Raw genomic sequence first — 14,616 nt, 5'->3', positions numbered from 1 at the left:
GGCCGTTCAGCGTTTCTCGTTGCGCAGGTCCAGCGGGTCGAGCAGCCCGGCGGCGATGGCTGTGCCGGTGACATCCGGCAGTCGATCCGCACCCAGACGCTTCATCACCCGCGCCCGGTAGAGATCAATCGTCTTTACACTTACCTCGAGCTGGTCGGCGATTTCCCGGCTGGTGTAGCCCTGGGCCAGCGGAATAAACACGTCCCGCTCGCGCCGGGTGAGTGTGTCCAGCAAGGCTTCGGTTGCCTCATCGCCCTGCAGCTGTGGGCCGGATTGCTGGTGTTCCTGAAGGGCCTGTTGAACGCTGTCCAGCAGCAGCTGTTCGTTGAAAGGCTTTTCGATAAAATCAAAAGCGCCGGATTTGAACGCCCTGACCACAATGGGCACGTCGGCATGCCCAGAGACAAAGATGATGGGCAGGTCCAGTCCTCGTTTCTGAAGCTCTTCCTGAACGTTCAGGCCGCCTAGCCCCGGCATCCTCACATCCAGAACCACACAGCCGGCTTTCGTGTTGCCAACGGCGTCCAGAAATTTGCGACCGTCGCTGTACGCCTCCACACTCAGGCCGACCGATTCCAGCAGCCATTGGGTGGATTCCAGCATGCCCGCGTCGTCGTCAACAACATAGACGGTGGTAGCTTCCGGGACGGCGTGGTCAGTCATCGGGCTGGTTCTCCATGGTTGTGTTTTTGTACTTCTGGTTCTGGCTCGCCGGGAAACGGCAGATAAGGGACAGGCCGCCAGTTGCGGCCGGGCGGGCATCCAGAAAGCCACCAAAGCCTTCAATAATCGATCGGCTCATGGACAGGCCAAGGCCCAGTCCCTGGGGCTTGCTGGTGTAGAACGGTTGGAACATCTGGCGGATGCCCTGTTCGTCCAGCCCCGGGCCTTCATCAGTGACTTCGATAAGGGTTTCATTCTGATCGTTGATGCAGGTCGTTATGACAATCTGTGCAGGTGGGCCCTGGATTTTTTCATCACGGGCTTCGATTGTGGCTTCAATGCCGTTGCGGATCAGATTGATCAATACCTGCTCAAGGAGCACCGGATCTGCGGTGATGACCGGCGCGCAGCAGGCCAATCTCTCGCGGATCTCCACATTGTTCTTCTCGGCCTCCCACTGACATAGGCGGGCGACGTTGCTCACGACATCGTTCAGGGCAATTGGCGCGGTGCGCTTCTGCCCTTTGCGTAAAAAAGCCCGCAGGCGTTTGATCACTTCCGATGCGCGGTTGGCATGGTGAACGATCTTCTGTAGGCCATCGTCCACACGGTCCAGGCATTCAGGGTTGGTGCGGGCGCTTTTCAGGTAACGCTGGCTGGCGCTCGCGAAGTTGACGATGGTGGCCAGTGGCTGATTCATCTCATGGGCAATGCTGGAGGCAAGCTCCCCGAGAGTGGCAAGCCTGGCGGTGTGGGCAAGTTCGTCGGCCAACCGGCGACTGTTCTCCTCGGATTCCACTCGGGCGGTGATATCCCGGGATACGCTGATGACCTCAATCACGGCGCCGGTGTAGGTCTCCCGGATGGCCCGGCTGGCAATCTCGAACCAGCGGCGGGATCCGTCCCGGTGGATGATCTCCAGGGTCATGGTGGCGTAGCCGTCATCCCGGAGCAGGTTACGGGTCTCCGCCAGTTTCTGGGTTACATGATTGCCGCGAAAGACCTCTTCGAGCGGTTTGCCCCGCAATTCTTCCGGCCAGTAGCCCAGCAGCCGCCAGGAAGCGGGCGTGGCGTCGATAAAGCGTCCGTCCGGCGCATGGCGGGATATGAGGTCAGTGGTGTTTTCAGTTATCAGCCGGTAAAGACGATTGGAGCGGGTTGCCTCTTCCTGGGTCAGGACATCCTGCGTGGCGTCCCGCGCCCGTGCCAGAACCCGGGCGGCTCCGACATCGGGAATGAAAGTCCACATCAGGATGGTTTCGGTAAGCTCCGAGGGAATCCGGGATTCCACGTTTTCAATAGCCCGGTTCTGATCCAATGAGGAGTTCACCAGTGCCTGGGCGTTGATTGGCAGAAGCGAGCGAGGCGAAGTCAGACCGGCTATCTGGCACAGATCCCAGGCTGCTCGGTTCCCCTCCAGGACTTTACCCGCCCCGTCCAGGACCAATCCGGGTTGCGGGTCGGCGTCGTGCAAACTAAATACACTTGAAGGGGAAATATCGTTCATGGCTGATCTTTATAGTAAGTTAACTATAATACGTTGGTATAATTTCTAGTATTTATTCTATCAAATACTATTCTGGCCAGCCCGAAGTATAGCTAGTTTAGCGATATTCCTGAATACGCCATAAGAACAACAGCACTCAAGAGGACCACGCAATGACCTCGATATTTGATCAGGGCCTGGCGCCCGTTGACGCCAACTACGCCGTCCAATCTCCCATCGATTTTATCGAACGTACCGCCACCGTATACCCGGAGTACCCTGCGGTTATTCACGGGGCGATTCGTTACACCTGGGCGCAGACCTACGAACGTTGCCGCCGTCTGGCGTCGGCCCTGAAAGGGCGGGGCATCGGACGCGGCGATACCGTTGCGGTCATGCTGCCGAATATTCCGGCCATGGTGGAATCCCACTTCGGGATACCGATGATCGGCGCGGTTCTCAATACCCTGAATGTGCGCCTTGATGCCGAGGCCATTGCCTTCATGCTGGAGCATGGAGAGGCCAAGGTTGTGATTGCCGACCGGGAATTTGGTGAGGTGGTCAGAGATGCCGTCAGCCGTCTGGACACGAAACCCCTGGTGATCGATGTTGACGATCCCGAGTATGGCGAAGGTGTCCAGGTAAGCGATCTCGATTATGAGGCCTTCCTGCAGGAGGGCGATCCGGCATTTGAGTGGAGCTTCCCTGACAATGAGTGGGATGCGATTTCACTGAACTACACCTCCGGCACTACCGGCAATCCGAAAGGTGTGGTCTACCACCACCGTGGCGCCTACATCAATGCCATTGGTAACCAGGCGGTGTGGTCCATGGACATGCACCCGGTCTATCTGTGGACCTTGCCGATGTTCCACTGCAACGGCTGGTGTTTCCCCTGGACCATTACCGCCATGGCCGGCACTCACGTCTGCCTGCGCCGGGTTGATCCGGAGAAGATTCTTCAGCTGATCCGCGACCATCAGGTTACTCACATGTGCGGCGCTCCGATTGTTCTCAACGCGCTGCTGAACGTGCCGGAATCCGCCAAGGCGGGCATCGATCACGACGTGAAGTCCATGACGGCCGGTGCGGCGCCCCCCGCACAGGTTATCGGTGCCATCGAAGAGATGGGTATTCAGGTGACTCACGTTTACGGCCTTACTGAAGTCTATGGCCCGGTGACCGTTTGCGCGTGGAAGACTGAATGGGATGCACTTCCGCTGCACGATCGTGCCCGGAAAAAGGCTCGCCAGGGCGTTCGGTACCACACCCTGGCAGGCACCATGGTCGGCGATCCGAATACCATGGAGCCGGTGCCGAAAGACGGCAAGACCATCGGTGAAATCTTCCTGCGCGGTAATACCGTAATGAAGGGCTACCTCAAAAACCCCAAGGCCACCGAAGAAGCCTTCCGGGGCGGCTGGTTCCACACCGGTGACTTGGCGGTCTGGCACGAAGACGGCTACATGGAGATCAAGGATCGGCTGAAAGACATCATCATTTCCGGTGGTGAGAACATTTCCACCATTGAGGTGGAGGATACCTTGTACCGCCATCCGGCTGTTCTTGAAGCGGCTGTGGTTGCCCGGCCAGACGAGAAATGGGGCGAAACCCCCTGCGCCTTTGTGACCCTTAAGCCTGAAGCTGGACAGGTTAGCGAGGAAGACATTATCAACTTCTGTCGCGAGCACCTGGCACGATTCAAGGTACCCAAGACCATCGTCTTCTCGGAGCTGCCCAAAACCTCCACGGGCAAGATCCAGAAGTTCGTGCTGAGGGATCAGGCCAAAGAGCTGGACTGATCCCCCGATCGGCTGCGCCATTCCGGCGCAGCCGGCTTTAACCGGAAAAACAACGCTGCCAGGCCCACGCGCCGCGTGAGCCCGGAGACCTTTTTATGCAAATGTTTCACCGAAAGAACGGGGAAGAACAGCCATGCTGGTTGGCTTTGCCACTGGCGAATACGAGGTGCCCAATGTGGAGTGGGGCATCACCAAACCCGCGTTTGATGAGCTGTGGAACTATCTGCCGTTCGCCGTCGGATTCCCGGATGCCAACGTCTGCCTGTACGCCATTCCCACGGCAGTGATCGCCTATGTGATTGCCTTCGGCGATATCGTGGTTGGCCAGTCCCTCATGAATCGTGTTGATCGTCTGCGCAAAGACGAAGACATCGACAACAGCATCGACCGCGTGCACCTGGTAACCGCTATCCGTAACGGTGCCACGCTTTCTTCGCGCCTTATCCCGGGCTGGCGGGACCCATCTGGACCGCAGTCACGGCCACCATGGGCGTGGTTCTGGCCGTATACGGTGCGGGTTGGGGCCTGGCCGTCGGCGCTGTTCTCTATTTCCTGATTGAACGCACCAAATTGCTTGGCTTTACCGCCGACCCGGAAGCGCTGGGCGCGAAAGCCGCAGAAGAGCACTAAACCTGCGTCTTCCGGCTCTGCACCGGAAGGCGCTGACCCCCTGTGTGTCCTTGGGAGGCCTCGTGCCTCCCTTTTTTATGCCTGAATTTTTCCCCGAAACATGGTTGTTGACAGAATGTCATTTCGTGACAATCTGTCTAATTTTTCCCTTTCAGGTATTCCTTCCCTCAGGTTTTCGGGTTTAAACTGCCTTGACTGATGAATTTTTGTCCGCTGTTCATTACCGATAACAACACTACAAAAACAGGAGGCAGTCATGACCATCAGCTCCACGCCCGAGGGTGTGTCCGTTGAGCCGAGGCATCTTCGGTTCGATGTCAGTGAAGATCTCAAAACGCTCTGGCATGGCAACGATGCTTTCCGGACCGCGTTCTTCAACGCCCTTTCCCTGCAATTTCCCGATGGTGAGCAGCAGTTCATTAATGCCGTAAGGCTCTATCGGGACAAGATCGAGGATCCAAAGCTTAAAGCGGAGATCCGCGGATTTATTGGCCAGGAAGCCCTGCACAGCAGGGAGCACAAGGATTACAACGAGGCCCTGAAGGCCCGGGGCTACGATATTGATGCCCTGGACCAACGGTTCCGCAAGCATATGGAGTGGGTGGGTAAACTGCCACCAAGCCGCCAGCTGGCGGGTACCTGTGGGGCCGAGCACTACACCGCTGTCCTCGCCAATGCCATCCTGAGCCACCCGGAGTGGATGGAGGGCGCCACGCCGACCATGGCAAAGCTCTGGAGATGGCATGCGATTGAGGAAACCGAACACAAATCCGTCGCCTTTGATGTTTACCGGGAATGTGTCGGCAACGAACGGCTTCGCCGGATCGTCTTCCTCTTTGTTACCTTGAATTTCTTCAAGTACACCTTTCTGAATACCTGTAGCCTGCTGAAAGCCGATGGCAAACTCTGGAGCCTGCGCACCTGGGTTGGCGGGTTTAATTTTCTCTGGGGCAAGCCCGGAGTGCTCCGCAAGTGTCTGCCGGAATTCCTGGCCTATTTCCGTAAAGGCTTCCACCCCTGGCAGCAGGACAACCGCGAGCTGCTCGAGCAGAATCTTCGTGAGCTGGATATGACATCGGCAGCACGATAGGGCCGGGTTGCTGAAATTTTGAACGCGGTGTGTAAGACTGTGTGGCATAAAGAATAACGACAATAAAGGGGGCTTCCGGTCGAGAAGCTGCCCGGAGCTGGAGGCCCACCATGCGAGTTGGTTTGATCGTCGATTCTGCGTGCGATTTACCCTACGAGTTCAGCCGCAAGCACGACCTGTTCGTCCTGCCGGTAACCGCTGTAATCGATGGCCAGACCTATGTAGACAAGCATGATCCGGTTCGGACCCAGGAGTTTTACCAGAGCGGTCTGTTACAGAAAGGGCACCAGGCTGAGACCCGCGCCTTCACCGCTGAACAGATCCACGACCTGTTCATGGAGAAGATCGTTACCCAGTTTGATGTTGCTATCTGTGAGACGGTCACGAAAAACCGAAGCCTGATTTTCCAGAACGCCACTGAGGCTATGAACAGTGTCCTGGCGAATTATGAGGGTACCCGGGAAGCCGCTGGTCGCGACGGCCGGTTTTTCATGCGGGTGATCGACAGCAAGCAGATCTTTGCCGGACAGGGCCTGCTGGCCGCTCACACCCTCAAGCTGATCGACCAGAAGGTCTCCAAAAATGCTCTGCGCCATGAGGTCGAAACCTTTAGCGACAAGATCTACACCTGCGTGATTCCGAGAGATCTGCACTACATACGTGAGCGGGCACGGCGTCGTGGTGACAAGAGTGTGTCGGCGCTGGTGGCCTTTCTTGGTAAAGCACTGAACATTACACCGGTCATTTTCGGACAGGGCGCTGAAGGCCAGCCTGCGGCCAAAACCCGCAGTTTCGATGTGGCCGTGGAAAAGGTGATGAACTATGCCACTGCCCGCGTGGAAGCCGGGCTTCTGACCCCTTATGTCAGTCTCTCCTGTGGCCTGACCTGGACCGAAATCGAGGATTTGCCCGGGCTCAATCGCCTGCGGGATGCTTGCGAGCGTAACGGTGTGGAACTTCTGCTATCCCAGATGGGCATCACCAGCAGTATTTATGTCGGCCCGGGCAGTCTCTGCCTGGCCCTGGCCGCGGAACTGCACAGCTTCAACGATTTTCAGTAATTCCCCCATAGAGTTCGCGGCTGAACCGGACTGGCCCGGCCGCATCCCTTCACCTGTAGTTTTGGCAAACCTTCCAGCCTGTACTTCATGTTAGCCTCTGGTCAGCGTGTTTCATTTCAACAACAGGACAACTGACGCCATGACCAAAGGCAAAGCGGATCTCGCCAACCAGCTGCTGGAACAGCACGTGAAACATGAACTGGCCTCGCTCAAGGGTGCAAAGCTGCGCAGGTTTCTCGAGCAGGAGCTGGATGAGCTATGGGGCTATGCCGGTGAGATAACCCTGAACCGGGTCACTTCGGAAGAGCAGGTGATGGGCGTTATCCAGCGCATCGTAATGGATATGGAGCTGGACGCAGGCATTCCGGAGCTGGCGGCGGAAATGGCGACCGAGGTGCTCAATGCCGACGTGCAGTCGCAAACCACACTGGGTGAGATCATTAACCGCGAACAGGCCACCGGCTTTCTGGAGGAAGCTCTGGAACTCCGACAGCAGCGGGAGCGGGTGATCAGTGAAATTATGGCGCACCCGGTTTATCAGGAGCTGGTGTCCAATGTGGTTTACCACGGCCTGATGAACTACCTCTACGAGGACAATCTGGTCGCCAAGTCTGTACCGGGCGTTGGTTCAATGATGAAGTTCGGCAAGCGCATGGCCAACAGGGCCGTGCCGGGGCTGGATGAAACCTTGGAGCGGCGCCTGAAGGCCTGGCTGTCTGACAGCCTGCCCGGTTTGATCAGCCGCAGTGAGCAGTTCCTGCACAGTGCCCTGTCTGACGACGAGCTGCGGGACAGCGTTATGGCCGCCTGGGTTTCGCTGGAAGGTCGCACTATTGCGGAACTGCGCGAGGGCCTCGGCGACGTGGAACTGCAGGAATTTGTGGTGCTCGGATATGAGTTCTGGCTGCAGTTTCGCAAGACTGGATACTTCGAGAACTGTGCCCGGGCAGTGGTTTCCCATCTGTTTGTAAAATATGGCGAACGGCCGCTCACGGACCTGCTGGGCGATATGGGGGTAAGCCGTGAAGTCGTCATGGCGGAGATTGATGCCTACGCAATTCCGGTTATAGACGTATTGCGTGAAGAGGGCTATGTTGAGGCACTGATTCGCCGGCGGCTTGCACCATTCTATAAATCCGCCGCCGCGCGCAAGATTCTCCAGCAAGAGGCCTGAATTTTCGACGCGGGTCGGGCTCTTCTGGAAAGTTTCGTTGAAGAGTTTGAAAGGGGATGATTTTGATCTCGGACCTGTTCTGGGCCTATCTGGTTGCCATTACCTTGCTTACCATTACGCCGGGTGTTGATACCCTGCTTGTGATGCGTAATACCGGGCGGGGTGGTTTGCGGGATGGTTGTGTCACCAGCGTCGGCATCTGCAGCGGGCTGTTCATTCATGCCACGCTCTCGGCTTTGGGTATTTCTCTTCTGTTGGTGGAAACTGCCTGGGCATTCTTTGCTCTGAAGTGGGCGGGCGCCTGTTACCTGGTCTGGCTCGGCATCGGTTCGTTGCGCCAGGCCCTTCGCCGTGGCGATACACCTGAGGCAAAAGAGGAAAAGGTTGTTCGCTGGAAGGTCCCCATTGTGGCGTCGTTCCGCGAGGGACTCTTGTCCAATGTTCTGAATCCAAAAACCGCCCTGTTTTATATGGCGTTGCTGCCACAGTTTGTGGATCCGGCCGGTAACGCCTTTCAACAGTCTCTGATGTTGGCCGGCGTGCATTTTCTGCTGGCCATGCTCTGGCAGTGCGGTCTTGCGTGGGTGGTGGTCACCTTCCGGAGCCTTGGCATGAACGCCAAGATGAAGCGGATGCTGAACGGCCTGACCGGTGGGTTTTTCGTGGCCATGGGCGCCAAGCTGGCCAGTAACTGACTCGATAAAAACATTCAGACAAAGAAAAAGGGAAGCCGTGGCTTCCCTTTTTATTCCAGTTCCGGACGCTTACTTTTCCAGATACTGAAGCTTGTTAGGTTTGCCATCCCACTCTTCAGCGTCTGGCAGCGGATCTTTCTTTTCGGTGATGTTCGGCCATTTCGCGGCCAGCTCGGCATTCAACTCCACAAACTGGACCTGATCGGCAGGCAGTTCGTCTTCAGAAAAGATGGCTTCGGCCGGACACTCAGGCTCGCACAGGGCGCAGTCGATGCATTCGTCCGGGTCGATTACCAGAAAGTTCGGTCCTTCGTAGAAGCAGTCTACCGGACAGACTTCCACGCAGTCTGTGTATTTACACTTGATGCAGTTATCAGTAACGATAAACGCCATAGTCAGATCCCTGGTCCAGTGGTGGTCAGTCTCATCAGGAGCGCCGTCTGGCGCCGCCGTTATATTTTAGTGCGCGATATTGTAGGGAGCGACCCGCACAGCCGCAAGCGTTCGACTGCTATAACCTTATTACACAGATCAATTCTAAGCTATTTCTTCATCAGCGCCTTCAGCTCGTAAAGCTGGTTCATGGCATCCCTGGGGGTAAGTCCGTCGAGGTCCATCTCTTTAAGGGCCTCTTCCACGGCGCTGGGTTCAAGGCTTGCGAACATATCGCCCTGGTAGACGGGTTCGTTAACCTGAGTGGCCGGTTTGGCCCGGGGCGTCTCAGTGCTCTGTTCACCAGTTGGAGCTGCCGGAGCCGCTGGCGAGGCACTGCCTTCCAAATGGGAAAGCTGGGTTTTGGCGTTACGGATCACATCCTGGGGCACGCCTGCCAGCTTGGCCACCTGAAGCCCGTAGCTCTGGCTTGCCGGGCCATCGTGCACGTTGTGCAGGAACACGATGCTGTCGTCGTGCTCGGTGGCCGTGAGGTGCACGTTAACGGCATGCTGCAGCTCATCGGCCAGTTGAGTCAGCTCGAAATAGTGGGTGGCAAACAGGGTGTAGCAGCGGATTTCCCGGGCCAGGTGTTCGGCTGTGGCCCAGGCCAGGGACAGGCCGTCAAAGGTGCTTGTGCCGCGACCCACCTCGTCCATCAATACCAGGCTGTGCTCTGTGGCGTTGTGCAGGATGTTGGCGGTTTCGGTCATTTCCACCATGAAGGTTGACCGCCCGCCGGCAATGTCATCCGAGGAGCCCATCCGGGTGAAAATCCGGTCTACCGGGCCGATCACCGCGCGGTTGGCGGGAACGAAGCTGCCGGTGTAGGCGAGCAATGCAATCAGCGCGGCCTGGCGCATGTAGGTAGACTTACCGCCCATGTTCGGGCCGGTGATCACCAGCATGCGGCGCTGGGTATCCATCAACAGATCATTGGGTACGAAAGGCTCATCGAGCAATTGTTCAACCACCGGGTGGCGGCCTTCCTCGATATCGCAGCCCGGAGATTCGCTGAATTCCGGCGCCGAAAAGCGCAAGGAGGTGGCCCGCTCGGCGAAATTGCTCAGCACATCCAGTTCGGCAAGAGCCTGCGCGGCATCCTGCAGTGGTGCCAGTTGTTCGGCCACTGTTTCCAGTACCTCATCGTACAGGCCTTTTTCCCTGGCCAAGGCTCGGCTCTTGGCGCTCAGGGCCTTGTCTTCGAATTCTTTCAGTTCTGGCGTAATGAATCGCTCGGCGTTTTTCAGGGTCTGCCGGCGAATGTAGTCCACCGGCGCCTGGTCGGACTGGGCCCGGCTGATTTCGATGTAATAACCGTGCACCCGGTTGTATCCGACCTTCAGAGTGCTGATACCTGTGCGGTCCCGCTCCCGGGTTTCCACATCCAGCAGATACTGGCCGGCGTTCTCGCTGATATTGCGCAGCTCGTCCAGTTCCTCGTCGAAGCCTTCCCGGATTACACCGCCCTCACGGATCACCACCGGAGGGTTGTCGATAATGGAGCGCTCCAGCAGATCCGCCAGTTCCGGGTATTCGCCAATGGTGGTCGCCAGCTTGACGATATGGTGGGAATTGACAGGTTTCAGTGTTTCCTGGAGGTCTGGCAGGGCCTGGAAAGCATCCCGAAGCCGTGCCAGGTCTCTCGGGCGCGCTGACCGAAGGGCGACTCGTGCCAGTACCCGCTCAATGTCGCCAACGGTTTTCAGAAGGTCGTGTACCGGTTCGTAGTGAAACCCGTCCAGAAGCGCGGACACTGCCTGCTGACGCTGGCGGACAATGTCCACATCCCGCAGGGGGCGATTCAGCCAACGCCGAAGTTCCCGGCCTCCCATGGAGGTAGCGGTGCGGTCCATCACCCAGGCCAGGGTGTACTGGTGGCCACCCATCAGGTTGGTGTCGATTTCCAGGTTGCGGCGGCTGGCGGCATCCAGAATCACCGCTTCATCGCGCCGTTCACGGGTCAATTTGCGAATGTGGGGCAGGGCGGTGCGCTGGGTTTCCTTTGCGTACTGCAGCAGACAGCCGGCGGCACAGACGGCCAGATTGAGGTCCTCGCAGCCGAAACCGGTCAGGTCCCTCACCTGCAGCTGTTGGGTGATCACACGGCGTGCGGTATCGGACTCGAACAGCCAGGGACCCTGGCGCCTTATTCCGGTAAAGCCCTCCAGAACTTCCTGGTAAGGAAAATCCTCGCTGATCAGAATTTCCGCCGGGCGTACCCGCTGGAGCTCCCCTTGCAGGGCTTCCAGGTTTTCCAGCTCGGACACGGCAAAACGCCCGCTTGAAATATCGAGCGAGGCAAAACCGAACTGCTCCCGGTGGTTATAGATAGCCACCAGCAGATTGTCACGGCGATCCTCCAGATAGGCGTCGTCACTCAGGGTGCCCGGTGTGACAATCCGGACCACCTGGCGGTCAACCGGTCCCTTGCTGGTGGCAGGGTCGCCAATCTGCTCGCAGATGGCGATGGATTGACCTGCCCGAACCAGCCGGGCAATGTAGCCCTCAGATGAGTGATAGGGGATGCCTGCCATGGGGATCGGGTTGCCCCCGGACTGGCCCCGGGCCGTAAGGGTGATGTCCATCAGCTCGGCTGCTTTCTTGGCGTCTTCGTAAAAAAGCTCGTAGAAATCCCCCATGCGGTAGAACACCAGTTCGTTGGGGTGCTGACCCTTGATCTTCAGGTACTGCTGCATCATTGGGGTGTGCTTGGAAAGATCGGTCTGAGCTGCTGACATGAACGGGTCCGGGTAGCCTTGCTTTGGATGAAGGCGTGAATTGTAAGAAAATAACCGCCGTGATGAAACGAAGGAGGTCATTATGCTGGCCAGTGATCAGGAATTGGAAGAGGCAGGCAATCGCCTTGGTGAACGACTGCTGAGAACCGGCCGTACCGTTGCTACGGCGGAGAGCTGCACCGGCGGCTGGGTTGCCAAGGTACTGACCGATCGTGCCGGCTCCTCGGTTTATGTACTGGGTGGCCTGGTCACATACAGCAATGAGGCCAAGCAGGGGCTTCTGGGCGTAACCCGGAAATCGCTGGATGAACACGGTGCGGTCAGCGAACCGGTGGTACGGGAAATGGTTGCCGGTGCCCTGGTGGCAACAGATGCTGACGTTGCCGTTGCGATCAGTGGTGTGGCAGGGCCCGGCGGTGGCAACAAAGACAAGCCTGTGGGCACCGTCTGGTTTGCCTGGGGTAGCAGTCCGGCCTCCACTGTGGCGGTGGTAAAACACTTTGATGGCGATCGCGATCAGGTTCGTCGGCAAGCCGTTCTCTTTGCCCTTCAAGAGGTTAACGATTTTGTCGGCGAAGTCTGACGGCTTTCACATCCGGAGGGGTTGGTCTCCTCTGCGGGTTATGTTTTAATACTGTTCAAATATACAGGGAATTGACTGTTTGAGCTGTACGGATTCCCGATTCACTATTTCGCTGCCAGCCTTTTCCTGAGGATGGCGGCCAGGCGACAGAGGGTTTGCACTGATGGAAGACAACCGCAAGAAAGCATTGAGCGCAGCACTTGGGCAGATTGAGCGCCAGTTCGGCAAGGGCGCCGTCATGAAAATGGGCGATCAGCCCCGCGAAGCCATTCCTGCGGTCTCCACCGGTTCCCTCGGCCTGGACGTTGCCCTGGGTATTGGCGGTCTTCCTTATGGTCGAATTTGCGAAATCTACGGTCCGGAAAGTTCCGGTAAGACGACGCTCACCCTGCAGGTGATTGCCGAAGCACAAAAAGCCGGCAAAACCTGCGCATTCGTGGATGCCGAGCACGCGCTTGATCCGGTTTACGCCGAGAAGCTGGGCGTCAATGTGGACGACCTTCTGGTGTCCCAGCCGGATACCGGTGAGCAGGCCCTGGAAATCGCCGACATGCTGGTTCGGTCAAATGCGGTTGACGTCATCATCGTCGACTCGGTTGCCGCCCTGACGCCGAAAGCGGAAATTGAGGGTGAAATGGGCGACAGCCACGTCGGTCTGCAGGCGCGACTGATGTCCCAGGCGCTTCGTAAGCTGACCGGTAACGTCAAACACGCCAACTGCCTGATGATTTTCATCAACCAGATCCGTATGAAAATCGGCGTTATGTTTGGCTCGCCCGAAACTACGACCGGTGGTAACGCGCTGAAATTCTACTCCTCTGTTCGCCTTGATATCCGCCGCATCGGTGCTGTGAAAGACGGTGATGAAGTGGTTGGTAACGAGACCCGCGTGAAAGTGGTCAAGAACAAGGTGTCACCGCCGTTCAAGCAGGCCGAGTTCCAGATCATGTACGGTAAGGGCATTTACCACATGGCCGAAGTCCTCGATATGGGCGTTAAGGAAGGCTTTGTCGACAAATCCGGGGCCTGGTACGCCTACAATGGCGACAAGATCGGTCAGGGCAAGGCCAACGCCTGCAAGTTCCTGGAAGAAAACATGGACATTGCCAACGAGATCGAAGCCAAGGTTCGGGACAAGTTGATGCCCAAGCCTGAACCGAAGAAAGACGCTAAAGAAGAGCCCGCCGAAGCCAACGGCGAACTGCTCTAAGCTTGATGCAGGGAGGACGTATGGATGACATGAAAAAACTTTTGATTGTTGCCCATGCCCCCTCCCCGAACACCCTCCGCCTTCGAGAAGCCGTGGAGGAGGGTGCCCGCCACGAAGACATCGAGAACGTTGAAGTAACCGTTCTGGCACCTTTGGACGCTGGCCCTGAAGACGTTCTCGCCTGCGACGCCATTATTCTCGGTACCACTGAGAATCTCGGGTATATGAGCGGTGCCCTGAAGGACTTCTTTGATCGCAGCTACTATCCCTGCCTCGAGAAAACCCAGGGGTTGCCGTTTGCCTGCTATATCCGCGCTGGACATGACGGCACCGGTACCAATCGGGCCATCGAAAGCATTACCACCGGGTTGCGCTGGAAACTGATGCAGGAACCCCTGATCTGCAGGGGCGAGTATCGGGATGAGTTTGAGGGGCAGTGCCGTGAGCTGGGGATGTATGTCGCCGCCAGCCTTGACGCCGGTTTGGTGTGAGCCTGAGGGACTGGCTCAGCTCGCAAACCGGTTGTAGAGGCCTTCAATCCGCGACAGTGCGTTGTCGACCGCGCGTGAATAACCTTTCTTGTCTAGGCAATAGCTGAACTGGACGCTAACGCGATAACCGGTCTGGTAAGGCTGGCACTCCACCACCCGGGCGCAAACCCGCGATTCGTTGATGTACTTGCCGTCAAAATCCATGAACAGACGGACTCCCGGTTCTACCGGTCTGGGACAAAGCACTGCCATTCCGTACCGGTTGAGATCAAGACAAGTCACCGGTGTGGGCTGTTTGCCACGACCAAGAAAGCCACGCTCCCGAAGTTGAACCTTCAGGCAGGAGGCGGGGTAACGATCCTTGATTCTGCGTTCCGCGGAATCACTGGTCATACGCTGGCGTCCGTTGCGTGCATTGTATTTATAGTTGGGAAGTGAAGTGTAGTTCCGCAAAGACTGGCTGAAAAATAACCGGCAACGGAATTGTGAACTGCCTAACAAAATACCGCGCACTGTGCGCAACTCCAGAAATCTTCGTGCTGAACGCGACAGAGCCGA

The 14,616-nt window shown here is 57.4% G+C and carries 13 protein-coding genes and 1 pseudogene; 9 read left to right on the top strand and 5 right to left on the bottom strand.

Translation table 11 applies throughout. From position 1 onward, the window contains the following. Positions 1-6: 6 nt before the first annotated feature. Positions 7-663, bottom strand: coding sequence for a response regulator transcription factor (locus CFT65_RS15070; RefSeq protein WP_088828894.1), 657 nt, complete (start codon positions 661-663; stop codon positions 7-9). Beyond that, positions 656-2,170: a sensor histidine kinase gene (locus CFT65_RS15065; RefSeq protein WP_088828893.1), complete on the bottom strand. Its 1,515-nt coding sequence runs from the start codon at positions 2,168-2,170 to the stop codon at positions 656-658. The genes CFT65_RS15070 and CFT65_RS15065 overlap by 8 nt, the downstream gene beginning before the upstream one ends. A gap of 152 nt (positions 2,171-2,322) precedes the next feature. On the opposite strand from CFT65_RS15065, the gene CFT65_RS15060 reads away from it, so the two are divergent. The 6 genes and pseudogenes from CFT65_RS15060 (at position 2,323) to CFT65_RS15035 (ending at position 8,601) form a co-directional block, all read left to right on the top strand. Next, complete coding sequence (locus CFT65_RS15060; protein ID WP_088828892.1) at positions 2,323-3,951, top strand: acyl-CoA synthetase; 1,629 nt, start codon at positions 2,323-2,325, stop codon at positions 3,949-3,951. Between the two features lie 130 nt (positions 3,952-4,081). Beyond that, positions 4,082-4,581, top strand: a pseudogene (locus tag CFT65_RS15055) (hypothetical protein); the annotation flags it as partial. A gap of 256 nt (positions 4,582-4,837) precedes the next feature. Continuing rightward, a complete protein-coding gene (locus CFT65_RS15050) occupies positions 4,838-5,671 on the top strand; it encodes a metal-dependent hydrolase (RefSeq protein WP_088828891.1) in 834 nt (277 codons plus the stop codon). A 110-nt stretch (positions 5,672-5,781) separates the two neighbouring features. Further along, on the top strand, positions 5,782-6,732 hold the full coding sequence (locus CFT65_RS15045) for a DegV family protein (RefSeq protein ID WP_088828890.1): 951 nt from the start codon (positions 5,782-5,784) through the stop codon (positions 6,730-6,732). A 139-nt stretch (positions 6,733-6,871) separates the two neighbouring features. Next, positions 6,872-7,906 carry a hypothetical protein gene (locus tag CFT65_RS15040; protein ID WP_088828889.1) on the top strand — a complete coding sequence of 345 codons (1,035 nt, stop codon included), beginning with the start codon at positions 6,872-6,874 and terminating at the stop codon, positions 7,904-7,906. A 56-nt stretch (positions 7,907-7,962) separates the two neighbouring features. Further along, positions 7,963-8,601 (top strand): LysE family translocator, encoded by a 639-nt coding sequence (locus CFT65_RS15035; RefSeq protein ID WP_088828888.1) that lies wholly within the window; start codon positions 7,963-7,965, stop codon positions 8,599-8,601. Between the two features lie 69 nt (positions 8,602-8,670). On the opposite strand, the gene fdxA is transcribed toward CFT65_RS15035, so the two are convergent. Both fdxA and mutS read right to left on the bottom strand, forming a co-directional pair. Further along, positions 8,671-8,994 carry a ferredoxin FdxA gene (gene fdxA, locus CFT65_RS15030; protein WP_088828887.1) on the bottom strand — a complete coding sequence of 108 codons (324 nt, stop codon included), beginning with the start codon at positions 8,992-8,994 and terminating at the stop codon, positions 8,671-8,673. A 149-nt stretch (positions 8,995-9,143) separates the two neighbouring features. Further along, positions 9,144-11,774 (bottom strand): DNA mismatch repair protein MutS, encoded by a 2,631-nt coding sequence (mutS, locus tag CFT65_RS15025; RefSeq protein ID WP_088828886.1) that lies wholly within the window; start codon positions 11,772-11,774, stop codon positions 9,144-9,146. An 82-nt stretch (positions 11,775-11,856) separates the two neighbouring features. On the opposite strand from mutS, the gene pncC reads away from it, so the two are divergent. The 3 genes from pncC to CFT65_RS15010 all read left to right on the top strand — a co-directional run bounded on the left by pncC (position 11,857) and on the right by CFT65_RS15010 (position 14,058). Then, a complete protein-coding gene (gene pncC / locus CFT65_RS15020) occupies positions 11,857-12,357 on the top strand; it encodes a nicotinamide-nucleotide amidase (protein WP_088828885.1) in 501 nt (166 codons plus the stop codon). 163 nt (positions 12,358-12,520) lie between these two features. Beyond that, on the top strand, positions 12,521-13,567 hold the full coding sequence (gene recA, locus CFT65_RS15015; RefSeq protein ID WP_008170534.1) for a recombinase RecA: 1,047 nt from the start codon (positions 12,521-12,523) through the stop codon (positions 13,565-13,567). Between the two features lie 20 nt (positions 13,568-13,587). Next, positions 13,588-14,058, top strand: coding sequence for a flavodoxin family protein (locus CFT65_RS15010; protein WP_172408500.1), 471 nt, complete (start codon positions 13,588-13,590; stop codon positions 14,056-14,058). Between the two features lie 15 nt (positions 14,059-14,073). Here the strand turns inward: CFT65_RS15010 and CFT65_RS15005 are convergent, their stop codons facing one another. Further along, positions 14,074-14,451, bottom strand: a complete 378-nt coding sequence (locus tag CFT65_RS15005) for a PilZ domain-containing protein (RefSeq protein WP_088828884.1) — start codon at positions 14,449-14,451, stop codon at positions 14,074-14,076. Between the last annotated feature and the right edge of the window lie 165 nt (positions 14,452-14,616).

This window comes from Marinobacter sp. es.048 (assembly GCF_900188435.1).
Taxonomy (GTDB): domain Bacteria; phylum Pseudomonadota; class Gammaproteobacteria; order Pseudomonadales; family Oleiphilaceae; genus Marinobacter.
Note: the sequence above shows the minus strand (reverse complement) of the source record. Positions and strands in the feature narration are given on the sequence as shown.

Bases quoted from the DNA above. Each gene is read 5' to 3' on its own strand.
- recA (WP_008170534.1), top strand. From the start codon at position 12,521: ATGGAAGACAACCGCAAGAAAGCATTGAGCGCAGCACTTGGGCAGATT.
- CFT65_RS15045 (WP_088828890.1), top strand. From the start codon at position 5,782: ATGCGAGTTGGTTTGATCGTCGATTCTGCGTGCGATTTACCCTACGAG.
- CFT65_RS15035 (WP_088828888.1), top strand. From the start codon at position 7,963: ATGATTTTGATCTCGGACCTGTTCTGGGCCTATCTGGTTGCCATTACC.
- pncC (WP_088828885.1), top strand. From the start codon at position 11,857: ATGCTGGCCAGTGATCAGGAATTGGAAGAGGCAGGCAATCGCCTTGGT.
- CFT65_RS15070 (WP_088828894.1), bottom strand. From the start codon at position 663: ATGACTGACCACGCCGTCCCGGAAGCTACCACCGTCTATGTTGTTGAC.
- CFT65_RS15060 (WP_088828892.1), top strand. From the start codon at position 2,323: ATGACCTCGATATTTGATCAGGGCCTGGCGCCCGTTGACGCCAACTAC.
- fdxA (WP_088828887.1), bottom strand. From the start codon at position 8,994: ATGGCGTTTATCGTTACTGATAACTGCATCAAGTGTAAATACACAGAC.
- mutS (WP_088828886.1), bottom strand. From the start codon at position 11,774: ATGTCAGCAGCTCAGACCGATCTTTCCAAGCACACCCCAATGATGCAG.
- CFT65_RS15005 (WP_088828884.1), bottom strand. From the start codon at position 14,451: ATGACCAGTGATTCCGCGGAACGCAGAATCAAGGATCGTTACCCCGCC.
- CFT65_RS15040 (WP_088828889.1), top strand. From the start codon at position 6,872: ATGACCAAAGGCAAAGCGGATCTCGCCAACCAGCTGCTGGAACAGCAC.
- CFT65_RS15010 (WP_172408500.1), top strand. From the start codon at position 13,588: ATGGATGACATGAAAAAACTTTTGATTGTTGCCCATGCCCCCTCCCCG.
- CFT65_RS15065 (WP_088828893.1), bottom strand. From the start codon at position 2,170: ATGAACGATATTTCCCCTTCAAGTGTATTTAGTTTGCACGACGCCGAC.
- CFT65_RS15050 (WP_088828891.1), top strand. From the start codon at position 4,838: ATGACCATCAGCTCCACGCCCGAGGGTGTGTCCGTTGAGCCGAGGCAT.